Raw genomic sequence first — 22,702 nt, forward strand, 5'->3', positions numbered from 1 at the left:
AACTCAGGAATTTGCCTCCCCGTGCGCGCAACGCGCGTGCGCGAGAAATCGTTGAGTTTTTTGGCTTCTGAGGCTGCTCGGACGTTACAGGGCGCAATACGCGATCGAGTTTTCGCCGCTGTATGGGGAACGTATTTGAAGCGTCCATCCCGGATCGAAGCGCGTGCCGCTCTGCCTCATCAGGCCAGAAATTTGAGCGCATAGCTTACGAGCTTCGTCGCTGTTCATGTCGATAGTGGCGGTCACAGACGAATTCCAAGCTGACACCGCGCACGGCGCGCTCGCGAGACCGGTGGCGTCGATCTGCTTACAGAGGGCATGTCCACTGGTTGCGCTGTTCTGAGCCGCCGCATCAATCGAATTGGCTATCGCGATCAGGCTGGCCAGCCCCAACAATGCAAGGTGACTGCGCATGCTGCCCCTCCGGCGAATTACCACAGCGTGTCAATAGACCACGTCAACAACCGATTGTCGAGGCAGGCAGCGACCAGGTAGGGGCAAGAAGGTCTCTCTGCTCGTCGCCACCTAGACCGGCGCCATAAGCAATTTCTCACATCCGCAAAATTCGCAATTCCTTGGGAAGCCCACGGTAGGCTCTGCATGGCCCGGGGCGGATGGTTCCTTGGGGAATGCGCACACCGCGGACCGGCTTGGGAGGCACGCGTTAAACGCCGCAGGTTTTCAAGTTTTCGCTCCATGCTGATACTGGGGCATAGCAGCCATGCCGGCGCTTGCTGGCACCTTTGAGCGGAACCAGGCCGGGGGCGTCGAGTTGTCTAGCAATCGCCAAGACCGGCAAACCCGCGTCAACCTCATGCGCAACTAAAATTTCCATTTTTGATTTTTTAATCAAACGTCGCAGACCATTAGCCCTGCAGCGCCACAGAGATGGCCAAGGGCGCGTTTCTCCCGGCTTCCGCTGCCATTCACCCGTTCCAAGCTGCAACGCCGTCAGGAGGCCTGTATTCGCGGGGCGGAGATTATAAACTACGTCCGGAACGAATACAAGATAGCTCTTGACAATTTCTTTTGCACCCACTATAAGACGATTCGCGCAAAGCGCATGCAAGCCGCCATAGCGGTCGAGCCCGCCGGCCATGTGCCAGGCAAACGCGGAGACCCGGAACGGGCGCCGCTTACCTTTTCTGCGAGACCTTGAATGCTAAAAACTGACGGCTGGACTCCGACCGACTACCGGTGCGCGCTAGAGGCTTGGCGATCAACCGCGCCGCAACGCGACTCGGCCATCTTTACCAATGTGCGCCAATCGAAACCACGGCACGCCGCAAAGGCATTAAGGCTGCGGCCGCTGCTTGCGTTCCGAGATCCACCTGGGGACGAGTCGTTACAAACGAACTGGCGAACGCTGCCCGCTAACGACAATGGGAAACCGATCGACTTCTTTACTGAGCGTCGCCATGAGGTGACGCCGAGCGTAGAGGAAATACTGCGCGCCACTACCGACCGCGATGGCTTGATGGTTGTTGAGTTCACGGAAACCCGCGAAGCACGTTTGAGCGGAGGCAAGTATGAGCACGCGCAACGCGACCGGCTAAGCTGGCCAATTTCCGGCGACTTCGAGATATTGGGGGGCAAAATTCGCCGGCTCGGCCGTCTTCACTTCAGCAATGGAACGCACACGGAACGAGCTCAGCGCCGAACCCCAGATGGAGTGGAAGACTTCGAAGCTCGCTTGCCTGTTGGCGCCATGATGTTCACTGCGGAAAAGCAGACGCGCGAACGCAGAAGCGCGCAAGAAGCTGATGAACTTCTCGCCTCAAATCTCCGCATCGCAGGCCTGTTTGGAATCGACGAGGTCTTTGAGCCCTTGCCGTCGGGACGGCGCAAGCGAACGGGCAAGCGCATTTCCAAGGCGGATGCGCGTCACATCATTCTTGACGCACTCAACGGACCATCGGCGCCAACCATCAAGAAATGTCCCGACGGCATGCCGATGGCGACGGATGACTTGGCTTGCATCTTCATGAGCATAGTCAAGCGCGCAAGTGCCAAGTCTGGTGCGAGCGAATGGCAGGATTTTGCGTCATTGAAGGAATACAGTGAGGCGTGGCAAAGCGTGATCGATGGCCTGCCCGCGATAGATAAGGCCGTTCTGGAGGCCGCGATGGAAGCGCGCTCGCTCGCGGAAATCGGACGCACCGCCGTGCACGCGTCAGAGGGTTACGCAGAGCGCGCTGGGCGGCTCGCGTTGGAGGCTGCAAACGACAACTTGCGCGCAGGAATCGAGAAAATCGCGGCGTGACGCCGGTTTCCGCAGAACCGTGACCCTATAACAATGACGGTTCTCGCAGAACCCAATTCAGCCGCCCTCCGGGGCGGTTTTTCTTTTCCCAAACCAATGCGACGCGCCGCAACGCGCACCACCACTTTCACAGAAACGGCGCGAGTCCTGCCGCGCCGGCCCGCGGCGTCGAGCCTCTTTCGGCTCCGTCGCGGGCACACATCCGGAGACCCCTATGGAAAGACAGTATCAATTTTTCGTGGCGAGTTCGGTAGGCATGCCGGTTTCGGCAGCCCGCCAGGTGCTGCGAGCGCTACGCGAATCCGGCCTTGTGCCCGGCAATGGCATCAAGCCTACTTCAGCGAATATTGCGCGCATCGTGCTTGCCCTGTCCTCAGACACTGCCCGCGGCGCACCGGAGCGAGTCAATGCGCTGCGCATGTTGCCGCTGCGCACTGCCTGCGGTTTGCCGTCGACTGCGGAGGCCATGGTGGCTCGCTTGGTCGATACAATTTCATCCAGTCCAGTGCTCGACGAGTTCGACATTGACGGCGGATCGCTACACATCGGGCCATCTAGCATTGTGCTCGACTGCCTTTCCCTGACCGGAAAACGCGCTGCAGTTCGCTACGGTGACGCACCTGCGGACGCCATCACGACAAGCACGAGCATCCCAATTTCAACGGTCCGCAAATTGGCGGAATCGATAAGAGAGAATTCAAAATGAAGCCGATCCAGATCCCGAAACTGACGGACCATTCCGCCACCCTTGCTGAACTCGAGCGGAGCCGCGACGAAGTCGGCGCATTGTATTCGGCAAAGGTTGCGGAGCAACTTGCCGTAGCTCGCAACAACTCACCGGACGCACCCCCGACAGACCCTGCGGCCGCCCGTGTGGCTGAGTTGATGGGAGAGCCGCCGCCGAAGATCGTCCCTGAACGGCGGGAAATACTGGCGCGCCTGGCGAAGGAAGCATTCGACCTTAAGGGCGCGCTGTCCTTGCTGGACAACCGAATTCTTGTGGAGCGCACAAGGGCCGCCGCGATCGTTCGCGAGGTTATGGCGCCGGAATGGCAGCGCCGACTTCGCGCGGTCTGCGCAGCATTGCTTGCTGTTCACGATGCCAACGAGTCCCTCGTCGACCTGGCAACCGCCATGGATGAGGCGGGGGCCGCGTCAAGCGCCATGCAGCCGCAGCCGCCTGCCTGGCTTGGTTCTCCGCACGACTCTCACAGTCAGTTGGCTTACTGGCTTCGCGAAGCTGCGGCGGCTGGCGTCATCAAGGCTGGCGAAATCCCCCGTGGTCTGGTGCACAAATGAGGCGCCCGGAATCCATCAATGTTGCCCTTCCAAGGGCGGTTAGCTCGATGCGGCGGCGCGTCGAGGGAGAGCCGTTGGCTAAGGCCAAGGCCAAGCCGCGTTTCCTTGACTCCGCTGGAAAGGAAATGAAGCAACCCGCCATACAAGGCTTCGCCTGTCTATACGAAACCGCATTCGTTCACGGCGGACGCATTGTCTACTTCGAGGCGGGCGCCTTCATCGATACGCTCTACGACGGGCGAGAGAAGGCGCTGCTGCTAAACCACGATCCCAAGCGCGAGGTTGGATCTACGGCCAGCGGGCTCGAGTTTGCGAACACAACTCGCGGCCTAGCTTTCCGCTATCCCCTTGCTGGTGACGACGGTGAGACGATCTATCAAAACGTTACCGACGGAAAGCGCGCCTGCGTTTCGGTGGGGATCAACATCGACGCCAGCGTGGTGAAACGCGTAAACGGGCATGACGTGGAGGTAATCTCCAAAGCGAGGCTCGACGAATCAAGCCTCGTCGAGGAAGGAGCGGTGCCAGAGACGTTTGCGTCAATCGTGGATCTAGTCGACGAGCCGGACCTGTGGACGGCCGCCAGGTCTACGTCGTTCGGCATGGCCAAGGCGGTCGCGAACGCCGCAGCCCGCGCCGAGCGCGTCGTGAAGGCGCTGCAGTCGCTGCGGTAGCTCCACGCCCCCCCCCGGCGCCGACGCCGCTAACCCAAAGGACTACCATGGACACTTTCACGGACGCTTCCGCGGCCGCGCCTAAACGCGTGGGTGCAAACTGATGGCAGCGACAGATCTTGAAAAGCTCGTTGTCTCTCTTTCTGCTGATCTGACGAAGTATGAGCGCGGCATGGCCCGCGCACAAGGAATTACCAACAAACAGCTTGGAGCCATACAGAGGAAGGCCGCAGCGTCTGGCAACGCCATCGGCGCCGCGTTCGCGCGTGCTGGCGCACAGATAGCTGGAGCTTTCGCCGCGCAGGCATCTCTAGCCGGCGCGCAGGAATTGATTGACGCGGCAACGCGAATCCAGAACGCGCTTAAGGTCGCGGGCTTGTCTGGCGTCGAGCTAGATAGGGTTTACCAGTCTCTTTTTGCGTCTGCTCAGAAGAACGCGGCGCCGCTTGAAAGCCTGGTAACGCTCTACGGTCGCGCGTCGATCGTGCAGAAAGAACTTGGCGTATCAACCGAAGAACTGCTCGGCTTTACCAACAACGTTGCCGTGGCTCTTCGAGTTGCCGGCACTGACGCACAGACGGCAAGTGGCGCCCTTCTGCAGCTTAGCCAGGCGCTTGGTTCCGGGACCGTTCGCGCCGAGGAATTCAATGCGGTCTTGGATGGTGCGCTTCCGATTGCGCAAGCGGCCGCTGCCGGCCTGGAAGAGGCGGGCGGATCGGTCGCAAAACTCCGCGGATTGATCGTTGATGGCAAGGTATCATCGGAAGCGTTCTTCCGCGCTTTCGAGGCCGGCTCGGTCATTCTTGAGCAGAAAGTCGCCAACTCGACTTTGACGACGTCTCAGCAGTTTGAGCGACTCCAGAACACTCTAATTGACGTTGCCGGAAAGCTAGACGTGGCAACCGGCGCAAGTACCGCGCTTGGCGGCGCGATCGAGCAGCTAGGCGCCATTGTGACGCGCATTGGCGATATTCTGGTGCAGGTCGCGGACAGCGATATTGCATACTTTGTCGGCAAGATCGCCAGCGCCATCAGCATGCTGCAGGAGCTTGGCGTCGGCGTTCCGAATATCTATGGGGCGCTAGGGAAAGTCGACAAGACGCTCCAGTATCTCGGTCTTGAGACGCAGGACAACAGCGCGATTCAAGGCAGGATTGACCAAGCGTTTAGCACGGCCGCGTCACCGAAGACCGGACGACTACCCGCTGCAGCGCCAACACCTGCCGTCAATCCCGTATCCATCAAGGATTTTGCACCGCCATCAGGATCAGGCACCGGCTCAAAGGGCGGCGGCAAGTCAAAGCAATCCGAATACGCGCGCGAGGTCGAGCAGATCCGCGAGCGCACCGCGGCGCTTCAGGCGGAGACCGACGCTCAAAAGTCCGTCTGCGGAACGATTTTCATCATGTCGGAGGCTGCCCAATGACAGCGTTTATTCTTTGCCCGTACACGGACCGTGTCGAGATCTTGAGCGATGGGGCGGCCTACTCGCCGGATGGCGTCTTCCTTGGTTCACACTGCAAGGTGATGACGTCTGACGTCGTGCCATTGGCTATCGTTGGTAGCGGCACGATTTCCGAAACATCGTCGCTAGCCGCCATGATCCTGATGGCTGCGGAATCAACGAATTCGGTTGATGACGTGCTCGCCATCCTTGCCGGCTCGCTTGATGCGGTCCGCGACGAGGCCATGGGCGACGTTGGCATGCGGATGGCAATCGGCGCCATTTCCGAAACACGAGGGCCTGTCTGCTACGTATTCAGCACGTTTAGTGACCACGCTAGCAGCGTGCCAGCCTTCACGCTTCAAGAAATGCGGAGGTGCTTTGCGCAGGGCGCCGCGCCGACTGGCGAAGACCTGGAGAAATACAGGCCGGTTTCGATCAGAGACGGGCTCGAGCGTGATGCGATATTTTTCCTTGAGAGCATGCGCAGGCAGAAGATGACCAATCCGTCAGATCCGGATCGCGAACCATTTTACAGCGTCGGCGGACACATCGACCTGACGATCGTTCGGGCTGACGGCTACGACCAGCGCACACTGCACACCTGGCCCGACGTGGTCGGTGAGAAAATCGACCCACTCCGCAAGGCCGCTTAGCGCCTAACGCCGCCACAAAAATCAACCTACACAAGCCCCGCCTTGAGCGGGGTTTTCCGTATGGAGAATCCATGACAATTTCCCCTAGCGCCCGCACTGTCTGGCGCAATTACGAGACGGATGGAATCCCGTCTTCTGGCAATCACAACATCAGCAAGTCGGATGTTCGCACCTGGGGCACGGATGTCGAGACGGCAATTGACGCCTACTCGTCTGGCGCCGGTTCGATCGCCAAATCTACCCGTGCTCTGCTCTATGCAGACCTGGCGCACGTCGCCGACGTCACGGCATGGGTCTACGCGGACAGCACGGCAGCCTACAACGGCATATACGTCAAGGTCGGCGGCACTGGCACCGGCTCTTGGACGCGCATCCTTGACCTGCCTTACGACGTGATCATCGCCACCGATGCTGGCGCAGGCACAGCGAACGCGATCGTTGCCACGAGCTCGCTTCCGGTTTCGGAATCGGCGCTCATTCTCCTGAACGTCTTCGAAGCCAACACGGCATCGCCGGTTACTGTCGCGTTCAACGGCGGTTCGGCACTCACGATCAAGACCGCGGCCGGCAACGACGTCGCGATCGGCGGGCTTGTCGCCGGCATGGCACTTCTTGGCAAGATCACTGGCTCGACGTTCCGGATGGTGAGCGATCAATCGGCCGCGGCGATCCAGGCCGCGGCCGAGGCTGCACAGGCGGCTGCTGAGGCGGCAGCTGCGGCTGCAGCTGCATCTGCCGCTAGCAACAATCTTCCTACGCCCGTCGCCTTGAATTACTTAAGGCAAAAGTCCGATTTGTCGGGCTATGAGGCTCGTACCCCAAGTCAGGTTGCGTCTGATATCAACGTCCAGCAGCGGAACGTTGACCTGGGCTTCACCATGCATTCCACCAGCACAACGCAGGCGTGGGACAATGGTCGATACGGCGGAGCGTTCCTTGCATCGCATCGCTTGTCAAGCGATGACGATGCACAGACAGGGGGGTCCCGAGGCACACTAGCAGTGGACCGCAAGGTCCAGGGGAGTGGCGGGAATGGCCCGGATCTAGCGGATGTGGCCGCATATTTCTCAGTATCGAAGAAGAACTATTTCACGAACCCTGATCAGGGTGAAATAGACGGGCTTGATATCTTCATCGGCCAAAGTTCTCTGGGCGACGCGGGCGGCATCCTGGTCGACGTAGAAAAGGTTGGCGGAGGCTCCGGTGGAGTGATGGCGCTGGAAAGTGCCGTAAAGCGAATCGATACTGTCGGAACCCCCACACAGCGCGTCCAAGGGCTCTTCAATTTTGCGGAGAGCCCTGGAGGCGTATCGTCGGGGACAGGTTACGGGGTCTATCTGGAGGCTCAGGTCGGCGCTCCATACTCCGCAGTCCACATTGATCAGGCCAAACTTGCGACTGGTGCGCTTTGGCAGAATATTATCACTGCCTGCGAGGACCGGAACGCGGCGACCATGTTCTACAAAGTCGATGGTGTCGGAAGGAGCTATGTAGGTAACGGGGGTGCTTTGTTCCCGTCCTATTCATTCATTTCAGATCCCGACACAGGCATGTACCGCCTTGGATCTGACCAGCTTGGCTTCAGCGCTGGTGGTTCGGTTCGTCTTTATATGAGTTCGGGTGGCCTCATTCCAGGCGCTGACAATACTTATTCGATAGGAGCTGCGACGACTGGCCGATTTGCCAACGCTTACTTCGTCAACTCACCGACCATTGGGTCAGATTCTCGTCTTAAGAAGGATGTCATTGACAGCCCCCTCGGGCTCGACTTCATCCTCAAGCAGCGACCTGTTGCCTATCGGCTAAAAGAGGGCGGAAGGGACATCGAATGGACCGAGAAAGAGGTATGGGTTGAAGAACCTGAAACCGCAGAGGGAGAAATAATCCGACAGGAACGGTACTTCGATGGCGAAAAGGAAGTTGTCATCGATCACAAAGAGATCGGTAAAATACCGGTCTATGATGATCCGGTACAGGCTACAGATCCGAGAACGGGAGAGCTTGTTTTCAGGGACGTTAAGAAGCCTCGCCTTGGCGAAGACGGGCTGCCACTGGTTGAAATCACCCCGCAAGAGCCGGTGGTAGTGCGTGACCTGGACGGAACGGTTGTAGAGGTACCGCGACCGCCTCGAATTATCCCCCTTACGGATACCGTCCGCGAACCCGTCATGAGGGCAGTTCCTAAAATGAAGCGGGTCAAGAAGGTCGAAAGGAGGCCTATTGAAGTTGAACGGGTGGGCCAACGTCAGCACTTTGGGCTTGTCGCTCAAGAGGTGAGGGATTCGTTGCCTGAAGGCCTGGACTTCGGCGGCTTCGTCATCGACGACCTGACTGCCCCCGACAGCTTTCTTTCCCTTCGCTATGAGCAATTCATTGCCCCGCTGATTAGAGCGGTTCAGGAACTATCGGCGAAGGTCAAAGAGTTGGAGGGAAAATAGGTTTTCGTCCCAAAAAGTTGAAACAGGGCTTTATGCAGCATCATCCATATTGCCAAAAAGCATAAGCGGAATTTTCGGGAGGTGCAATGCACCAGGATCTCACGGCCTGGACAATAAGCCTCCCGAAAATCGGCACGCTTGAGCGTCGTCGCTGACGTAATCACCTTGAGGCGCTCATGGCGCCAAATTGCGCCACTTCCGGATCCGAACCACCTCCTCGCGGCCTTCATCCGTCAGTTCGTATCGGTCGCCGGACGTCTGTTTCAACGCGCCGACAGCAACGAGGCGCCGCATGATCACCGGCCCGGCACCCGGAATCATCTCGATCACGTCGCAGTCTGGCCTATCAGCCATGAATAAAAGAACTCGCTCGTGCTTGGCGTCGAGACCCATGCGCGGCTGGTGCTTCGCGCGGCGCCTTTCCTTCTTCTCGCGCCATTCACTCAGAGACTCGACTTGCCGATTATCGCTCTGCCGGTTTTCGCGTTCCCATTTATCAAAGGCATCTTCGACGACGACGACGGCCAGGCCGCTCAACTCGGCCAACTTGGCCTCAATCGCGCGCATGTCCCACCGTCGCGTCCCAGGGAGGGCGGGCGGCATGGTGCCCTTAGCCACCCATAGACTGAACGTCGACGGGGATATCCGACACAAAGCCGCCGCCTCTGCCCTCGTTAGCAGGCGGGGTTCAATCGTCATTGGCGAGCTCGAGCTTGGCCTGAACCCGCGACAGCGTGGTGCCATGGGCGACGGCCAGATCGTACTCGCGCTCCACTCGCTCCAGCAGAGGCATCAGGTCTGGATAGCGGTCAACGAGTTCGGCCGCCATCAGAAGGTGTTTTCGAAGTTTCGGGATATCGTAGGGCATTCGCCTCTCCACCAAGGTAAAATCTGCCGCCGGCACGTATGCCGAAAGCTTTTTAGATCTCGTGTGGTGGTTGACGGGTGGTGAAGCCGCCAATGAGAAGCTAGCGCTCGTTGGTGGGCGGCGTCAAGACGATGGCCGATAAGTGCTCTATATCCAAGTCCCTGACCGCTTCCGTGACTTCGGCAAGCGGCTGCGCGAACCATGCCTTGGCGGCATCGACGGGAGGACCATGCGGCGCCGGATATGAACCGAGTCCGGTAATCCATTTTCGAAGAATGTCTCGGTCGACCTTGCCGCCGCGGTATTGGTCACGCATGCGGCTCACTGCGGCGAGCAGATCAACGGTCTGCTTCATGTCACCCGCCACTGCCGAAACTGGCGTCCGGATTCAAGTATTCCTTGTATTGGATTGTCTCATCGTCGCTCTTGGGCGTGTCCGGAGACGCGGAAAGGCGTACGCCAGGCCCTCCGCCGGCCGAGTTTGCATGATCGTCGATGAAGGTGATGCCGAAGGTTTCGAAGGCGCGACGAATGGCGCTTACAGTTCGTGGCTGTGCCGCCAATTCTCCATGCTGCGTTTCCAGCCTTTTAATGGATGGAAGCGAGACTCCGCTCGCATCTGCCAGCTCCTTCTGCTCCCAACGCAATAGCGCACGCGCGGCGCGCACCTGCTCACTGCTCAACATTTGATACCTCAGGTATTGACGACGCTTCAGGAATCAAATAATACCTGAGGCATCAAATGTTGAGCAACGGAGAACTAAGATCATGGTTAACGAAACCAATACCTATCACGTCGCCACCCAACTGGTGCGCCAGGTCCACCGCACGATCAAGAAGCACGACGCGACCAACGTGGCGCGACAGCGCGCCTGCAGGATCTTGGCCGGACGCGTTGGAACACTGGTAGAAGAGGCGTCATGGCATCCCGCCGGCTCGCCTGAGGCCGCCCTGATGTTTGCCGCCGTGCTGGCAGGCGACATCGAAGGCATAAGCGAGGGCGAGGAGACGGATTTGGTGCGGCTTGATCGGATGCATCGCCTCGCGATCTCTCTGATTCATTTCATCGAACGAACCGCTGGCATCAGCCGTGAGAACTATCGACTCGAATGGTTCGCTCCGACGTTCTTGGATGGCGATTCCTTCGGCGAGCCCGCACAGGCCGTTGCCGCAGCATGAAGGCGAGGGCGGTCCGCGATGTGAACGTCATCGCCGATACAGTCGGCGCTGACGGCTGGACGCTGGTCAGGGAATGTCGCCACCTGTTGATCGAGTTCCGCTTCGGCGACCGTGCGGTCCGCCAGGTGATGGCCAACACGGCGTCAGACAGGCGAGCTCGAGCCAATGTTGCGGCAGAACTGCGAAAGGCGTTACGCGCCGCCACCATCGCGCCACCTTATTCAATCGGAAACAAGGTCTCCGATATGACCGATTGTGACCTGAGTGAACCTGGACACGAACTGTAGATCGGCGAAGGCGCGGCTGTGCTCTCCACTGTACTCGACCGTCCCGTGACTAGTTGGCAGGTTCCATTCTATCCTGGCGGCCGGCGACGGACCGAACATGGATACATCGATCGTGCCGCCATAGGGGCCGGCGAACGCGTCACGATCTTTCGGGGCTGCTTCAAGTAGAGCGGCTAACGCATCCCCAAAAGTATGCCCTCGCTCAACATCACCGAACTCAAGCGGCTGCGAAGCGACAAGATCTCGATATGCGAGCACCGTCCTGGCGCTGTCCTTCACGTTCCGGCTTCCTGCGACGGCGATCAGCAAATTAGCTGCGTCCTCGAATGTAACCTTGGCAACCGCGAGTCCTCGCCCGCCTGTCGTCCGCAGTTCGGCTACTGACAGGTTCCGGTCGTGCTGGACTACAGTCCCTTCAGGAACGCCAGTGATTTCTGCGACTTTCGCAACAAGCTGTTTCGGAGTGGCCATTACGTCCTCGATGTTGATGCAGATTAGCCACTACCATAAATCTTAAATGCGCAAAACGGAAAAGAGATTGACAAGCGACCTCATTTGCTTATTGTGCAAAACGCAAATGAATCTGAAGAAGGAGAAACCATGACTGGATTGTCGAATACTGAAATCGCCTCCGCTCTCGTCCTGGGCCTCACGGCAATGGACGATCCACCGAACCGGAAATATGATGAGCAGCGGTCCGCAGAGGATCGCGACGCAGCTCGCCGGCTCGCGGCCCACATCCTGACGCTGGTTCCTGATATGGCGGAACTCGCATCGATCTGCGTCGCCATCTGGATCCAGCAGACGCCGCAGGTGATGAAGGAAAACCGCGACTTCTACCACGGGCCCGACATCTTCCGGGAGAAAGAGCACCACCAATACCCAGATGACAGCGGCTGGACGGAGGACTGCGATATCGATCCTCCCCAGTGGGCGGAGCGGTCCGGCCTGAAGGCACTTCATGAGGCGTTCAACGACAAGGCTGTTCTCGAACTGCACCGGCTCCATGAACGTCACAAGCGCCAGAAGGCAATCGCAGCGCAGGATAGGCGCCGAGCTAAAGCCGAGGAGAAACGCGCCGTCGAGCAGCGGGATATCCGCCAGCGGCAGGTCGTTGCGCAGATGATCGCGTCGGCGACGACACAGTCATCCGGTTCGATGCACTGATGATCCCCTCCCCCGCCAACGATAACATCCAGCCTGACGATCCTGTCCGGCTGGCGGACATTGTTCGCGTGGCATTTCCTCAAGGCGGGATGACCGTAAGCGGCTTGCGTCGTGAGGCCTGCAGGGGACGATTGATCGTCATGCGGATTGCCGGAAAGGACTTCACCACGCTTCGATCGATAGAGGAGATGAAGCAAGCATGTCGCGTGCCCGCAAACCAGCCAGGCTATGGCTCCGACCAGCGAGCAAGGACAGAGCCGCCACGTGGATCATTCTCGACGGCGGAAAGCAGCATGGCACTGGCTGCGGCGCGTCTGATCGTGAAGGGGCTGAAAGGGCACTCTCCGAACACATCGCGCGGCAGTTCATCGCCACGCCGCCCAAGAGGGGACGAGACGCGTCAGAAGTCAGCATAGCGGAGGTGTTGGCGCACTACCTGACCTTGAAGAGCGAAACGGCCACTAGACCGAAGGAGCTTGCCGCAAGGGCGGAAAACCTACTGGCATATTGGGGCGACAAGACCCTCGACGACATCACCAGTGCGACGTGCGCAGACTATGCGAGGCGTAGAGGCACGCCAAACGGCGCCAGGCGCGAGCTCGAGGATTTGCGAGCCGCATGCAGGCAGGCTATCGCCGACAATGTCACCCGGCAGGCGGTCACAGTCACGCTACCTCCAAAGGCAAAGGGTCGCGTCAAGCATCTGGACCGCTCGATGCTGGCGAAGCTGATCTGGGCGGCATACAGGAAGCGGAGCACGTACCGCGGCACGCCGAATAAATGGCGCCCGACCGTCCATATCGCACGCTTCACCCTCGCCGCCGTCTATACTGGAAGCCGCTCTTCACGCATCTGGCAGGCATCGTTCGTCAAGGAGGAAGGTCGCCCGTTCATAGACCTCGACGCTGGCGTATTCTACCGCGCATGGGAGGGGGAGATCATTGCGGTGAACAAGCGCGCCCCACCGATCCGCCTGCCAGGTCGTCTGCTCGCTCATATGCGGCGGTGGCACCGTCTTGGCGCACGATATGTCGTTGAGTACAACGGCAAGCCCGCCGACCCCAAGCGTGCTTTTCGGAACCTCGTTGACGACGTTCTGGGGGCGGATGCCGAGGGGGTTGTAAGACATACACTGCGGCACACTGCGGCGACTTGGCTGATGCAGGCAGCTACCGATAAATGGGAAGCGTCCGGCTATCTCGGCATGACCCTGGAGACGCTGGAAAAGACGTACGGCCATCATCATCCGGATCATCAAGCCGGCGTTGGTGCGGCATTCACGTCAGGGAGGGCAGGAAGAAGAACTTGACCATTCGTTGCCGTATTCATTGCCGAGCGAAAACCGGGGCTTGCCAACAAGGCAAGAAAAAAGCCCGCGAAAGCGGGGTTTTCGGCTGGTCGGAGTGGAGTGATTCGAACACTCGACCCCCACGTCCCGAACGTGGTGCGCTACCAGACTGCGCTACACTCCGTGCCAGCGGCGCCTCTATAGACCAGCGTTTTTTGTTGCACAAGCGGTGATTTGAAGAATTCCGCCGAAAGACAAAAATTTCGTGACAGGCGCGCCTTCGCCAGCCGCCGCAGGCATCCGGAAGAGCCCGCAATGCAAGGCGAAACGTGGCAGGTCGGCATCACGGACAAAAAACATGCGTTCGATCATGCTGATATGATTTCCTCCCCGCCGGTTTGACGATAAAGCCTGAAACGCGAAGCGTCGCCGACGGGCGGAGAATCTGGGGTCTCCGGGCGGGCGCTCTCGCCGACATGAGCTCAAGGGACAGAGAAATGAATTTCCGCGTGATCACCATGGCCGGCCTTGCGCTGGCGCTTGCCGGATGCACCACAACGGGTGCCGCCAAGAACCCGATCGAAGCGCGCTGGAACGGCCAGCAGGCCGGCGCCTTCTTCGCCAAGTTCGGCCCGCCCACCACCGATACCGAGACCGGCGGCACGACACTCTACACCTGGCGCGGCGGCTACAAGAACCGCACCGTCGCGGCCGTCTACGAAGACCTCGGCAATGGCAAGAAGGGCAAGATCCTGACGCCCGCCCGCACCGAATACCTGCGTTGCGAAGTGCAACTGACGGTCTCGCCGGACTATGTGATCCGCGGCATTCGCACGGTCGTGGACAAGCGTACCGGCGGCAAGAGCTATTGCGAGGAATTCCTCGCCGGCGAGTGACCGCCGGCGACGCATCCGCACGCGACAAGGAGAAAGCGCTCCGGGCGGGGACCGGAGCGCTTTCTTGTATCGGTATGGTCCGGGGGGGGACCGTCAGAGCAGCAGATCGAGGAAGCGTTCGGTTCCCGAGTTTGCGATCTGCAAAGCCTGGATGCCGAGCTGTTCCTGGGTCTGCAAGGCCCTCAGCCGGGTGGATTCGGCATTGAGGTCGGCATCGACCATCTTGCCCACGCCGAACTCGATCGAATCCTGCAGGTCCCGGGTGAATTCCGACTGCAGCTCGATGCGGGTGCCGATGGCGCCCAGCACGGTCGCGACCTCGATGGTGCGCTCAGCCATGGCGTCGACGACGCTGATCATTTCCTCGATCTCGGCGCCGGTCGTCGTGTCGGTCAGGGTGATCTCGTCATAGGCGCCGCCGTTCTCACCGTTGAACAGCACCCAGTCCTTGGAGGTGCCGAGCTCGGCGGCAAAGCCGGAACCCGTCAGGATGCCGCTGTCGCCCGACAGGTCGTCGACCAGGAAATTGACGTCTGAGGTGCCGGCCGTTCCGGCGATCTCGTAGGTGATGTTCGTCACCGTCACGCCGCCGTCGGCATCGCGCCGGAAGGAACCGACCAGCTGGCGATCGGCATCGTCGGTGACATCGGTGCGCCTCAGCCAGTTCTGTTCGGCGAAGCTGGACGAATTGGCGATGTTTTTCAGTTGATCCTTCAACTGGTCGAGATCGGTATTGATCTTGTCCCGGTCGATCCCCGCCTCGCGCGACAGGACCAGCAGCTTCTTGAACTCGACCAGCACGTCGGTGGCGGCCGAGTAGCCGCTGGTGGCGCTGTCGACGATCCCGCCCGCAAGGCCGAGGGCATCCTCGACGGCAGACAGCATCTTGTTGTCCGAGCGCATGGTCGTGGCGATCGACCAGTAGGCCGCATTGTCGGCCGCGGTGGCGACGCGCTGGCCGGAAGAGACCCGGGACAGAGTGTCGTCGCGATTGCCCGTCGTCGATCTGAGGACGTCCAGCGCAAGAATAGCGCCGTTATTCGTGTTAAAACTCAACATACAACACCTACGCAATACCTGGTCTCTTGCGGAGGGCGCCGTGGATGACGCCCTCCCAGAAGACACTCAAAACCAACACGCCTCACGAACGCACTACCGACTGGAAGCAAGCCGGTTATACATGCGTTAGGGTTAACACTTGCCTTACGCGCTTTGGATTTTATGGTTAATATTCAGTATATTACATGGTGTGACTGTCGGGCGGTGGAAATGCCGGTCCTCCCCGGCGCAGGCGCCGGACGCGACAGCCTCGTGCCGGATTTCGCGCGGTCTTGACGACGTTCTCGTTTTGTTTCATTTGATTTTGATGGCCGTCAGCATCGACACCCTCGGCAAGGCAATCCGGCACCACATGTTCGTGGTGGCGACCTGTCGGCGTTGCGGGCGCCAGGCGCGCTTTCTCGCCAGCGACCTTGGCGGTTTCTACGGCCACGGGCGCGACCTGCGCAGCCTGCCCTTCCGCTGCAGCGTGTGCGATGTGCGCGACTGCCGGGTGACCCTGATGGAGCCGCCCTTCGACCGCACGCCGGAGACAATCGTCTGGCGGCCGGTGAAGATTCGCGGGTGAACGTCGGCCGACGGCGCCCCTCCCCCGCATGGTGAATGAAAAGATAACGGCCCATTCACTCGGGGTTCAGCGGCGATCGCGATAGATCCCCCTCGCCCGATATTGGGTGTCAAAGGATTGTCTCACATGCATAAACTGAAACTCGCCCTGATTGCTTCGACGCTGGTTCTGTCGGCCGGCGCCTCGCAAGCGGAAGATCTCGTCTTCACGCTGAAGAACGGCACGAAGTCGGTGCTGAACAATTTCCACACCTCGCCGGTCGGCGTCGACAAGTGGGAAGACGACATCTTCGGCCAGGACGTTCTGGAGCCGGGCGAGAGCATGCAGATCACGATCGCCGACGGTCGCGACAAGTGCGACTACGACATGCGCTTCGAATTCCAGGGCGACGATCTCGAAACCACGACCGATACGCAGAACCTGTGCGAGATGGGCGAATACACGATCCAGGAATAAGCGGCACGCCTCGCCGCTGCCCTTGTGCCCGCCGGGGGAAACCGGCGGGCCTTGACAGCAATGGCAGCGCAGCCGGAGGCCGCGTGGCGATAGCCCATCTCGATCACTGGCTCAACCTCACCGCAGCCGACTTCACGGTGATCTGACCGAAGCCGGCGCCGGTCCGCGGTGACGGCGGCGCCACCGGTCCGGCCGGCAATGCCCGGCCCCCGGGCTTTGTTGCGACTGGATCTGCCGCTGAACATCCGGGTGTCGTCCGCGCGCACGGCGGCAGACCGTCGGAACAGCGGCTTATTCGCCCGCGACCGGCTTTCTTCCGCAGATCCTGACGGCGAGACCAAAGCCGATCTTGCTGACGAACATCGTCAGGACGAAGGCGATCGGCCAGGCCGTGGCAATCAGCCGGGGCCAGGCCTGCAGCCACTCGAGGGTGGGGCCGAGGGCCAGCACGGACATGATGCCCGACATGGAGGTGGCCATCATGAAGGTGATGAGGACTTGGGCAAGCAGCAGGGTTTTCTTGTCGTACATAGCGGTCTCACTGTCTAAGGGTCGGGCGTGACAGGAGCCAAAAACTGACACGGCACCACCCTGGATTGGGGTTGGTGCCGTGGGTTCGCGAAGCGCGACCATATCCCGCAAGGCGGGGACCGGAATAACCAGACCGGTCTCAAATTTTTTCGGCAGGCGCTGCTTGGACGCAGACTGGTAGAAAGTCAAGTCCGGCGCCGGACGGCATCGGCTCGTCTTGCGAATTCGGCAAACCCGTGGGAGGCTGGCGCGCTCTCAAGGGAAGAACGCATGAAGCATCTCATCGCCACCACACTCGCCTGCGCCGCTCTTGCCACGCCGGCCGCCGCCGCCCTTTCGGGCTATTACGACAGCGCGGAAAAGATCACCACCATCCTTTCCAGCAGCGCTGTCGCGGATGCCGTGCGCCAAGCGCCAATTGGCTCGATCTCCAACACCGGCACGCGCAAGGACGGAGCCAGCGAATGGCAGGTCAGAACCCAGGAATGCGATCTCCTGGTCTACCTGATTCCCGTTTTGCCGGACGGCCCGGGCAAGACGACCTACAAGCTCGACGTTCCGGGCAAGTGCGAGTAAGGGACCTGCGAGGCGAGACGACGAAGTGCGCCACGCCCCCACACGTGATTTCGGCCTGCCACCGCCGGTGTACCCGATCACCCGACTGCCTGCCCTGCGCCTGACCTGACCGTCCTGCGGGCGGTTGCGGCTGTCGAGGGCCCTCAGATGCCGAACATCCCCGAGGGGCGGGCCTCGGGCGCTTGCGGCTGGTCGTCCTTCGTGCCGTGGCTGCTCGAGCAGCGCATCCGGCCGCGTGTCTCGTCGCGCAGGCAGATCTCGTAGCCGTCCTCGTCGAGGAAGAAGGCCGCGCAGGTGTTGCCTCGCATTCCGTCCGGCAGGAGGCAGATCTCCGCCATCGGGTAGTCGTCGCTGTCGCCGGTGTCCGGCGCCACCGGCATCTGCGCTTGCGCGGACACGGGCAGGACCAGCGCGACGTAAAACGCCATCAGGGTGACGAGTGCGGTCAATCGCATGATCGTTTCGCCTCCTTCCCTCAGGGCCTGAAGACGCGGGTGCCGGTCCCCGTGCCGCCGCGCGGGCCGGTCCTCGTCACCGTGCAGGTGCGATCGTTGGCGCTGCAATTGCGCACCCGGGACGCGCTGTTGCCGGAAGAACCGACCACATTGCGGGTCGCCGTGCACTCGCCGCCGGAGCAGGTGCGGGTGTGGTCTGCCGTTCCACCATAGACACCGGTCGCCGAGCGGTTCGCCGTGCAACTGCCGTCGGCGCAGTCGACCGAGCGGTCGTAGGCGTTCACCCGGCCGGCCGGATAGCGGGCATAGACGCTCCAGTTCCGGTACCACGGATAGGCGGCATAATAGGTGTCCCAGTAGACCCGGTTATAGGTCACGACGGTGACGCCGACGACCGGGGCAACGGCCGGCGTCAGCACCACCGGGGCGCCCTGGTAGACGACCTGGACATAGCTGGCCGCGACCCAGCCGCGATAGGATCCATAGGCAATGTCGCACCAGCTATATCCGGCCACGCAGCCACGGGTGACGATGCGGGCGCCGACCGGCACCACGGTGACGACGGGATAGGCCGTGGACGGACCCGCCCGCAGATTGACGTTTCCGGTCGCCACGGCGACGGTCGCCGCTGCGGCAACCGTCGAAGCGCCGGCCAGGACGGCAAGCGCCAGTAGAAGTCTGTTCAGCATCTTTCTCTCCTAAGTCCAATCCCGCCGGGGCAGCGGGAATGGCTCGAGAGTGCGGGCCGGACTTGGCTGGCGTCTTTCCCGCTCGTTGCGAATTGTAGAGTTTTGTATCAGCCGGTAAGGAGGGCGCGGCGGACGGGCGTCGATGCCACGGACGGGAGGGCGATTGGCGGCCGCTCCGTTCCGGAAGAAATTCGGCGAAAATGGCCGGAGCGCCAAATCAGGGCGAGCCTCGGCTAGTCGTGCCCTAAAGATGGCTTTGCGACATGCCCGGCTGGACCGGGCTACTTCTCATAGCTTCGCGAGACTGGACGGGCGAACCATTCGCGCAATGCTCGCCATGCGGTGACCAGACCCCGTTTTTCCAGCAGGTAATAACCGAGCGCGCCGGCACAAATCCCTGCCAGCACGGCGGCGGCGAAGACTGCCGGCGCAGGTACGCCCATCGATGCGCCGACCTTGGCAATGACCGAAATCGCAAAGGTGTGCCAGAGATAGATGGCGTAGGAGGCGTCGCCCAGGACAACCGCGACCGGGACAAATCGAATGCGGCGTCCGGCTTCGAGGGCGAGCACGCCGACGACCAACGCCGCGGCCAGCGGTCCACAGACCAGCGCATCGAAGGGCAGGCCGGCAACCTGGATCGTGGCGAAACCGGAGAGCGCAAGCGCGATCAGGGCGAGACCCATGGCCGGAGAAGGCACCTTGCCCTTCAGCCACAGCTCGCCGATCACCATGCCGGCGACGAATTCCAGGATGATCGGCCGCGTAAAGCTCAAGAGCACCGCATTGTCGGGGACGAATAATGTACCAGCGATCACCAGCAGGCCGAACAGGGCGCCTATCGCCGGCAGGCGCCAGGCGCGGGGAAGAAGCAAGGTGCCGGCGAAGACCACGTAGAAGAACATCTCGAAGTTCAGAGTCCAGCCCTGGACCAGCACCGGCCATATTCCGCCCTTGCTGGGCGAGCGGGCCGGAATGAAGAACAGCGATGCGAGCACATGCTCGAGCGAGAGGACAAGATTGGGAAAGAGCCCGCCCAGGGCGCCCGCAACCATGACGGCGGTCGCCAGCCAGTAGACCGGCACGATGCGGCGGATGCGGGCGCGCAGGAATTGCAGGGGCGTCGGCTCGCGGCGGGCGCTCACCACCCACATGATGAAGCCACTGATGACGAAGAACACGTCGACGCCGGCCGCACCGATGGCGAAATGATAGCCCGTCTTCTCCGCTGCGTGAAACAGGACCACGGCGATCGCCGCCGCCGCGCGCAGATACTGGATGCCGCTCAGCGTTTGCTGCGGGAGCGAGATCATGACGGCGTACCCGCAACTGGGCTTGCGCCGGTGCGCTGGTAAGCCGTGGCGGGAAGGTCCGGCAACCGGAAATGCAATGCCCGGCGCAGTTCCGTCAGCTTGCCGGCGGAGAAGTAGAGCAGGAACGATCCGACATGGTAGGGCGTCAGGATGTCGATCTCGACGAAGGCGCGCATCGCCAGCAGCGCGGCCACGCCGAAGAGAACGGCCGAGTCAGCATCGACGGTGCGGGTCAGGACCCGTCGGAGATGCCCGAAGATCGTCGCCAGGAGAACGAGGCAAAGCAGGGCAAGGCCGACCACACCGGTTTCGACCACGGTCTCGATGAAGGTGTTGTGGAAGTGGAAGCCCGACCGCGAGCCAATGAAGAACTCCTCCCACAGGCGCTCCGCCTCCGAAAAGCCCTGGACCCAATAGGCCTGGTAGCCGATGCCGAAGAAGAGATTGGCCCGCGCCGCTTCGAAGCCCTGCTGCCAGAGATAGGTGCGCCCGGTGAGCGTCGAATCCTTGCCGAAGGCGCCCAGCACGAGATCGGCTCCGCCGGCATTGAGGAAAGCAAAGGCGCCGGCGATTGCCAGGATCAGACCGGCAAGGAACAGGTTGCGGCGGCTCGCCGGCCTCAGCGCCTGCAGGAGACGCACCCCGAGTGCCACCGCCACGATCGCTGCGGTGGTGAGCACCGAGGTGGCCGACTGGGACGCCACGAGCGCATAGGCGGCGAGCAGGGCAACGCCGCCGCTCAGCACCAGCCAGTGCCGCCGCTCGCCCAGCAGGAAGACTGCGGCAAAAGCGAAATAGACGCCGAGCGAGGCGTAGAAGCCGAGCTGGTTCTTCGAGGCGAAGGCCCCGACGAAACTGTAGCCGCCATCCAGCGGATCGAGATGGTAGACCCCGAACAGCAGCGAATAGACAAGAACCAGCCCCGTCCCGAGCACCGCGCCGCGCGAAAGCGTGCGTACGTCGATGATGCGCATGGCGATCAGTGCGCAGACGACATGGGAGAGATACTGCACGGCGGTTCGTGCCGTGAGCGAAGGAGCGGCCGACCAGAACACCGACAGGCAGGCGAAGACGGCAAAGGCGAATATCCAGGAATAGCGGGCATAGTTTCCGAGCACTCGGCGATAGTCGATGAGGACCAGCGGCAGCCACAGGGCATAGTAGGCAAGGATCGAGACCTGGCCGAACCGCGCCGAATAGGCAAAGACGAAGAGCGACAGCGCGATCGCGACCGTGCCATAGGCTCCGTTTCGTCCCTGATCGATCAGGCTCGACTTGGCGATCCGCATCCCGACCTCACCGCATCGCCAGGCCCGCGGCCACCTTAACCACGTCGCCCGGAAGGATCCTGGTATTCTCGTCGGCGGGGATCTCGCTCGCCTTGCCGTCCTTCTCGCGCACGATGGCATAGCTGACGCTGGCAACCGCCTGCTTGGCGACCGTGGCCGCCTCGGCCGATTGCATCATGGCTTCCGCCATCAGGTCGCGACTCGTGCCGAGCTTGAGAGCGATCGTGTCGAGTTCCCGTTCGGTATTCTGCAGTTCCTGCGCCAGCTGCGCATCCCGGTCGTTCTTCAGATCGGTTTCGTCCTGGGTTGCCTTGCTGACATCCTGCTTCGCCTTCAGCGTGGCCGTATCGATATCGAGAAGCCCCGCCTGAAGGTCGGCGACCTGCTGTTCGATGGCGAGCCGCCGCGAGCTGACGGTCAGGCCCTTTTCGGTGAGGTTGTAGACCTTCTCCCGGTCGCTCTCGACCAGCTTCAACTGGCGCGACTGGGTCTCGGACTTCTTCGCCAGCGATTCGATCTCGCTTCGCAGCAGTGTCTTGAGGTCGGCCAGCGCGGTGAGCTGCAGCTTCAGACGCTTGTCGCGCGTCTGCATCAGCGCGGTTTCGCTCGCCAGGAGGTCGGCGGCTTCCGGCATGTCCTTGATCTCGCCCGGCATGGCGATCGCGGCACTGCCGGCGATCTCGGCCTGCAGGCGGGCCCGGCGCACCAGAAGACGATTGCGTTCGGCAACCAGCACGGAGGAATCGCCCTCAGCGCGGATGAAGTCGCGGGCGAAGCGCTGTCCGGTCTCGCCGCGCCTCAGCCCCCCGCCGAGGCTGATTGCCTTCAGCACCGTCATGTTCGGCGCATAAGGATACTCTCCGGGCGTCTGCACTTCCCCGGCGAGATAGATCGGGCGGTATTGCGCCAGTTCCACAGAAGCCGACGGCCGGTCCCTGAGGCCGAAGAGCAGCTGCATCTTCGTGCCCACCTCCTCGGCGACCTCCGCCGTCGTCTTGCCTGAGGCAGTGAGCTCTCCGAGGAAGGGCAAGGAAACCGTGCCGGACGCGCCGACCGTGTAGTCGCCGCTGACCGTGGACCAGTCCCTGACCGCGCCTTCGGCGGTACGCCATTCGGCAACGCGGATGCGCAGCTTGTCCATCACGTCCAGCCGGTAGTCGTCCGCCCGCGCCGATGCCAGTGGCACAGCGAGAATGAGCAGACCCAAGAGGGCCGACGCGAAATGGAAAACGAAACGGGAGCGCGGCTGCGCCCCGATGCTGGCGATGATGGACATGCGTATCCCCGTTTGGCTGTTTTCAGGACAG

General features: G+C 61.3%; 29 protein-coding genes and 1 tRNA gene. 14 read left to right on the plus strand and 16 right to left on the minus strand.

Annotated features, from left to right (window positions below; all coding sequences use genetic code 11):
• Nucleotides 1-84: 84 nt before the first annotated feature.
• Nucleotides 85-414, minus strand: coding sequence for a hypothetical protein (locus AC07Y0_RS13485; RefSeq protein WP_498678045.1), 330 nt, complete (start codon nucleotides 412-414; stop codon nucleotides 85-87).
• 250 nt (nucleotides 415-664) lie between these two features.
• Nucleotides 665-1,099: a hypothetical protein gene (locus AC07Y0_RS13490; RefSeq protein WP_498678047.1), complete on the minus strand. Its 435-nt coding sequence runs from the start codon at nucleotides 1,097-1,099 to the stop codon at nucleotides 665-667.
• Nucleotides 1,100-1,159: 60 nt separating this feature from the next.
• Here AC07Y0_RS13490 and AC07Y0_RS13495 point away from each other — a divergent pair, with 60 nt between their 5' ends.
• From AC07Y0_RS13495 to AC07Y0_RS13525, 7 genes are all read left to right on the plus strand, one after another.
• Complete coding sequence (locus tag AC07Y0_RS13495) at nucleotides 1,160-2,263, plus strand: hypothetical protein (protein WP_498678049.1); 1,104 nt, start codon at nucleotides 1,160-1,162, stop codon at nucleotides 2,261-2,263.
• 214 nt (nucleotides 2,264-2,477) lie between these two features.
• Nucleotides 2,478-2,969, plus strand: a complete 492-nt coding sequence (locus AC07Y0_RS13500; RefSeq protein WP_498678051.1) for a hypothetical protein — start codon at nucleotides 2,478-2,480, stop codon at nucleotides 2,967-2,969.
• Nucleotides 2,966-3,562, plus strand: a complete 597-nt coding sequence (locus AC07Y0_RS13505) for a hypothetical protein (protein WP_498678053.1) — start codon at nucleotides 2,966-2,968, stop codon at nucleotides 3,560-3,562. The genes AC07Y0_RS13500 and AC07Y0_RS13505 overlap by 4 nt, the downstream gene beginning before the upstream one ends.
• 74 nt (nucleotides 3,563-3,636) lie before the next feature.
• The gene (locus AC07Y0_RS13510; RefSeq protein WP_498678055.1) at nucleotides 3,637-4,236 is read left to right on the plus strand and encodes an HK97 family phage prohead protease; all 600 of its coding nucleotides are present in this window, start codon (nucleotides 3,637-3,639) and stop codon (nucleotides 4,234-4,236) included.
• Nucleotides 4,237-4,339: 103 nt separating this feature from the next.
• Complete coding sequence (locus tag AC07Y0_RS13515) at nucleotides 4,340-5,662, plus strand: tape measure protein (RefSeq protein ID WP_498678056.1); 1,323 nt, start codon at nucleotides 4,340-4,342, stop codon at nucleotides 5,660-5,662.
• The gene (locus AC07Y0_RS13520) at nucleotides 5,659-6,336 is read left to right on the plus strand and encodes a hypothetical protein (RefSeq protein ID WP_498678059.1); all 678 of its coding nucleotides are present in this window, start codon (nucleotides 5,659-5,661) and stop codon (nucleotides 6,334-6,336) included. Before AC07Y0_RS13515 ends, AC07Y0_RS13520 begins: the two co-directional genes overlap by 4 nt.
• A gap of 71 nt (nucleotides 6,337-6,407) precedes the next feature.
• A complete protein-coding gene (locus tag AC07Y0_RS13525) occupies nucleotides 6,408-8,774 on the plus strand; it encodes a tail fiber domain-containing protein (protein ID WP_498678061.1) in 2,367 nt (788 codons plus the stop codon).
• 174 nt (nucleotides 8,775-8,948) lie between these two features.
• Here the strand turns inward: AC07Y0_RS13525 and AC07Y0_RS13530 are convergent, their stop codons facing one another.
• From AC07Y0_RS13530 to AC07Y0_RS13545, 4 genes are all read right to left on the minus strand, one after another.
• The gene (locus AC07Y0_RS13530; protein ID WP_498678063.1) at nucleotides 8,949-9,341 is read right to left on the minus strand and encodes a hypothetical protein; all 393 of its coding nucleotides are present in this window, start codon (nucleotides 9,339-9,341) and stop codon (nucleotides 8,949-8,951) included.
• 121 nt (nucleotides 9,342-9,462) lie between these two features.
• Nucleotides 9,463-9,642 (minus strand): hypothetical protein, encoded by a 180-nt coding sequence (locus tag AC07Y0_RS13535; protein WP_498678065.1) that lies wholly within the window; start codon nucleotides 9,640-9,642, stop codon nucleotides 9,463-9,465.
• A 100-nt stretch (nucleotides 9,643-9,742) separates the two neighbouring features.
• The gene (locus tag AC07Y0_RS13540) at nucleotides 9,743-9,997 is read right to left on the minus strand and encodes a hypothetical protein (RefSeq protein WP_498678067.1); all 255 of its coding nucleotides are present in this window, start codon (nucleotides 9,995-9,997) and stop codon (nucleotides 9,743-9,745) included.
• A 1-nt stretch (nucleotide 9,998) separates the two neighbouring features.
• Nucleotides 9,999-10,328, minus strand: coding sequence for a helix-turn-helix domain-containing protein (locus AC07Y0_RS13545; protein WP_498678068.1), 330 nt, complete (start codon nucleotides 10,326-10,328; stop codon nucleotides 9,999-10,001).
• Nucleotides 10,329-10,410: 82 nt separating this feature from the next.
• Between AC07Y0_RS13545 and AC07Y0_RS13550 the strand changes: the two genes are divergently transcribed.
• Nucleotides 10,411-10,821 (plus strand): hypothetical protein, encoded by a 411-nt coding sequence (locus tag AC07Y0_RS13550; RefSeq protein ID WP_498678069.1) that lies wholly within the window; start codon nucleotides 10,411-10,413, stop codon nucleotides 10,819-10,821.
• A gap of 221 nt (nucleotides 10,822-11,042) precedes the next feature.
• On the opposite strand, the gene AC07Y0_RS13555 is transcribed toward AC07Y0_RS13550, so the two are convergent.
• The gene (locus tag AC07Y0_RS13555; protein WP_498678072.1) at nucleotides 11,043-11,579 is read right to left on the minus strand and encodes a hypothetical protein; all 537 of its coding nucleotides are present in this window, start codon (nucleotides 11,577-11,579) and stop codon (nucleotides 11,043-11,045) included.
• Between the two features lie 129 nt (nucleotides 11,580-11,708).
• Here AC07Y0_RS13555 and AC07Y0_RS13560 point away from each other — a divergent pair, with 129 nt between their 5' ends.
• Both AC07Y0_RS13560 and AC07Y0_RS13565 read left to right on the plus strand, forming a co-directional pair.
• Nucleotides 11,709-12,275, plus strand: coding sequence for a hypothetical protein (locus AC07Y0_RS13560; protein ID WP_498678073.1), 567 nt, complete (start codon nucleotides 11,709-11,711; stop codon nucleotides 12,273-12,275).
• 199 nt (nucleotides 12,276-12,474) lie between these two features.
• Nucleotides 12,475-13,584, plus strand: coding sequence for an integrase (locus tag AC07Y0_RS13565; RefSeq protein ID WP_498678075.1), 1,110 nt, complete (start codon nucleotides 12,475-12,477; stop codon nucleotides 13,582-13,584).
• Between the two features lie 86 nt (nucleotides 13,585-13,670).
• Here the strand turns inward: AC07Y0_RS13565 and AC07Y0_RS13570 are convergent.
• Together AC07Y0_RS13570 and AC07Y0_RS13575 are read right to left on the minus strand one after the other, a co-directional pair.
• Nucleotides 13,671-13,747: transfer RNA gene (locus AC07Y0_RS13570), tRNA-Pro, on the minus strand.
• A gap of 14 nt (nucleotides 13,748-13,761) precedes the next feature.
• Complete coding sequence (locus AC07Y0_RS13575) at nucleotides 13,762-13,935, minus strand: hypothetical protein (protein ID WP_498678077.1); 174 nt, start codon at nucleotides 13,933-13,935, stop codon at nucleotides 13,762-13,764.
• Nucleotides 13,936-14,060: 125 nt separating this feature from the next.
• On the opposite strand from AC07Y0_RS13575, the gene AC07Y0_RS13580 reads away from it, so the two are divergent.
• Nucleotides 14,061-14,459, plus strand: a complete 399-nt coding sequence (locus AC07Y0_RS13580; RefSeq protein WP_498678079.1) for a hypothetical protein — start codon at nucleotides 14,061-14,063, stop codon at nucleotides 14,457-14,459.
• 93 nt (nucleotides 14,460-14,552) lie between these two features.
• On the opposite strand, the gene AC07Y0_RS13585 is transcribed toward AC07Y0_RS13580, so the two are convergent.
• Nucleotides 14,553-15,518, minus strand: coding sequence for a flagellin N-terminal helical domain-containing protein (locus tag AC07Y0_RS13585; protein WP_498678081.1), 966 nt, complete (start codon nucleotides 15,516-15,518; stop codon nucleotides 14,553-14,555).
• A gap of 139 nt (nucleotides 15,519-15,657) precedes the next feature.
• Between AC07Y0_RS13585 and AC07Y0_RS13590 the strand changes: the two genes are divergently transcribed.
• Complete coding sequence (locus AC07Y0_RS13590) at nucleotides 15,658-16,086, plus strand: hypothetical protein (protein ID WP_498678083.1); 429 nt, start codon at nucleotides 15,658-15,660, stop codon at nucleotides 16,084-16,086.
• Between the two features lie 126 nt (nucleotides 16,087-16,212).
• Complete coding sequence (locus AC07Y0_RS13595; RefSeq protein WP_498678085.1) at nucleotides 16,213-16,542, plus strand: hypothetical protein; 330 nt, start codon at nucleotides 16,213-16,215, stop codon at nucleotides 16,540-16,542.
• 291 nt (nucleotides 16,543-16,833) lie between these two features.
• Here AC07Y0_RS13595 and AC07Y0_RS13600 read toward each other — a convergent pair whose 3' ends face one another.
• Entirely contained in the window at nucleotides 16,834-17,073 is a 240-nt protein-coding gene (locus AC07Y0_RS13600) for a DUF2798 domain-containing protein (RefSeq protein WP_498678086.1), read from the minus strand.
• A gap of 270 nt (nucleotides 17,074-17,343) precedes the next feature.
• Here AC07Y0_RS13600 and AC07Y0_RS13605 point away from each other — a divergent pair, with 270 nt between their 5' ends.
• The gene (locus tag AC07Y0_RS13605) at nucleotides 17,344-17,649 is read left to right on the plus strand and encodes a hypothetical protein (protein ID WP_498678088.1); all 306 of its coding nucleotides are present in this window, start codon (nucleotides 17,344-17,346) and stop codon (nucleotides 17,647-17,649) included.
• A gap of 143 nt (nucleotides 17,650-17,792) precedes the next feature.
• On the opposite strand, the gene AC07Y0_RS13610 is transcribed toward AC07Y0_RS13605, so the two are convergent.
• The 5 genes from AC07Y0_RS13610 to AC07Y0_RS13630 all read right to left on the minus strand — a co-directional run bounded on the left by AC07Y0_RS13610 (nucleotide 17,793) and on the right by AC07Y0_RS13630 (nucleotide 22,671).
• On the minus strand, nucleotides 17,793-18,104 hold the full coding sequence (locus tag AC07Y0_RS13610; RefSeq protein WP_498678090.1) for a hypothetical protein: 312 nt from the start codon (nucleotides 18,102-18,104) through the stop codon (nucleotides 17,793-17,795).
• Nucleotides 18,105-18,124: 20 nt separating this feature from the next.
• The gene (locus AC07Y0_RS13615) at nucleotides 18,125-18,793 is read right to left on the minus strand and encodes an SH3 domain-containing protein (RefSeq protein WP_498678091.1); all 669 of its coding nucleotides are present in this window, start codon (nucleotides 18,791-18,793) and stop codon (nucleotides 18,125-18,127) included.
• 281 nt (nucleotides 18,794-19,074) lie between these two features.
• Nucleotides 19,075-20,106, minus strand: coding sequence for an acyltransferase family protein (locus AC07Y0_RS13620; protein ID WP_498678092.1), 1,032 nt, complete (start codon nucleotides 20,104-20,106; stop codon nucleotides 19,075-19,077).
• Complete coding sequence (locus tag AC07Y0_RS13625) at nucleotides 20,103-21,395, minus strand: O-antigen ligase family protein (RefSeq protein ID WP_498678094.1); 1,293 nt, start codon at nucleotides 21,393-21,395, stop codon at nucleotides 20,103-20,105. Before AC07Y0_RS13625 ends, AC07Y0_RS13620 begins: the two co-directional genes overlap by 4 nt.
• A gap of 7 nt (nucleotides 21,396-21,402) precedes the next feature.
• Complete coding sequence (locus AC07Y0_RS13630) at nucleotides 21,403-22,671, minus strand: polysaccharide biosynthesis/export family protein (protein WP_498678095.1); 1,269 nt, start codon at nucleotides 22,669-22,671, stop codon at nucleotides 21,403-21,405.
• Nucleotides 22,672-22,702: the final 31 nt, after the last annotated feature.

The organism is Allorhizobium sp. GW101-3B10, assembly GCF_059424725.1.

Coding starts and splice junctions, on each gene's coding strand:
- AC07Y0_RS13615 (WP_498678091.1), bottom strand. CDS start 18,793: ATGCTGAACAGACTTCTACTGGCGCTTGCCGTCCTGGCCGGCGCTTCG.
- AC07Y0_RS13620 (WP_498678092.1), bottom strand. CDS start 20,106: ATGATCTCGCTCCCGCAGCAAACGCTGAGCGGCATCCAGTATCTGCGC.
- AC07Y0_RS13580 (WP_498678079.1), top strand. CDS start 14,061: ATGAATTTCCGCGTGATCACCATGGCCGGCCTTGCGCTGGCGCTTGCC.
- AC07Y0_RS13505 (WP_498678053.1), top strand. CDS start 2,966: ATGAAGCCGATCCAGATCCCGAAACTGACGGACCATTCCGCCACCCTT.
- AC07Y0_RS13535 (WP_498678065.1), bottom strand. CDS start 9,642: ATGCCCTACGATATCCCGAAACTTCGAAAACACCTTCTGATGGCGGCC.
- AC07Y0_RS13605 (WP_498678088.1), top strand. CDS start 17,344: ATGAAGCATCTCATCGCCACCACACTCGCCTGCGCCGCTCTTGCCACG.
- AC07Y0_RS13610 (WP_498678090.1), bottom strand. CDS start 18,104: ATGCGATTGACCGCACTCGTCACCCTGATGGCGTTTTACGTCGCGCTG.
- AC07Y0_RS13525 (WP_498678061.1), top strand. CDS start 6,408: ATGACAATTTCCCCTAGCGCCCGCACTGTCTGGCGCAATTACGAGACG.
- AC07Y0_RS13600 (WP_498678086.1), bottom strand. CDS start 17,073: ATGTACGACAAGAAAACCCTGCTGCTTGCCCAAGTCCTCATCACCTTC.
- AC07Y0_RS13630 (WP_498678095.1), bottom strand. CDS start 22,671: ATGTCCATCATCGCCAGCATCGGGGCGCAGCCGCGCTCCCGTTTCGTT.
- AC07Y0_RS13500 (WP_498678051.1), top strand. CDS start 2,478: ATGGAAAGACAGTATCAATTTTTCGTGGCGAGTTCGGTAGGCATGCCG.
- AC07Y0_RS13555 (WP_498678072.1), bottom strand. CDS start 11,579: ATGGCCACTCCGAAACAGCTTGTTGCGAAAGTCGCAGAAATCACTGGC.
- AC07Y0_RS13575 (WP_498678077.1), bottom strand. CDS start 13,935: ATGATCGAACGCATGTTTTTTGTCCGTGATGCCGACCTGCCACGTTTC.
- AC07Y0_RS13625 (WP_498678094.1), bottom strand. CDS start 21,395: ATGCGGATCGCCAAGTCGAGCCTGATCGATCAGGGACGAAACGGAGCC.
- AC07Y0_RS13595 (WP_498678085.1), top strand. CDS start 16,213: ATGCATAAACTGAAACTCGCCCTGATTGCTTCGACGCTGGTTCTGTCG.
- AC07Y0_RS13520 (WP_498678059.1), top strand. CDS start 5,659: ATGACAGCGTTTATTCTTTGCCCGTACACGGACCGTGTCGAGATCTTG.
- AC07Y0_RS13515 (WP_498678056.1), top strand. CDS start 4,340: ATGGCAGCGACAGATCTTGAAAAGCTCGTTGTCTCTCTTTCTGCTGAT.
- AC07Y0_RS13565 (WP_498678075.1), top strand. CDS start 12,475: ATGTCGCGTGCCCGCAAACCAGCCAGGCTATGGCTCCGACCAGCGAGC.
- AC07Y0_RS13485 (WP_498678045.1), bottom strand. CDS start 414: ATGCGCAGTCACCTTGCATTGTTGGGGCTGGCCAGCCTGATCGCGATA.
- AC07Y0_RS13585 (WP_498678081.1), bottom strand. CDS start 15,518: ATGTTGAGTTTTAACACGAATAACGGCGCTATTCTTGCGCTGGACGTC.
- AC07Y0_RS13490 (WP_498678047.1), bottom strand. CDS start 1,099: ATGGCCGGCGGGCTCGACCGCTATGGCGGCTTGCATGCGCTTTGCGCG.
- AC07Y0_RS13530 (WP_498678063.1), bottom strand. CDS start 9,341: ATGCGCGCGATTGAGGCCAAGTTGGCCGAGTTGAGCGGCCTGGCCGTC.
- AC07Y0_RS13550 (WP_498678069.1), top strand. CDS start 10,411: ATGGTTAACGAAACCAATACCTATCACGTCGCCACCCAACTGGTGCGC.
- AC07Y0_RS13540 (WP_498678067.1), bottom strand. CDS start 9,997: ATGAAGCAGACCGTTGATCTGCTCGCCGCAGTGAGCCGCATGCGTGAC.
- AC07Y0_RS13560 (WP_498678073.1), top strand. CDS start 11,709: ATGACTGGATTGTCGAATACTGAAATCGCCTCCGCTCTCGTCCTGGGC.
- AC07Y0_RS13545 (WP_498678068.1), bottom strand. CDS start 10,328: ATGTTGAGCAGTGAGCAGGTGCGCGCCGCGCGTGCGCTATTGCGTTGG.
- AC07Y0_RS13495 (WP_498678049.1), top strand. CDS start 1,160: ATGCTAAAAACTGACGGCTGGACTCCGACCGACTACCGGTGCGCGCTA.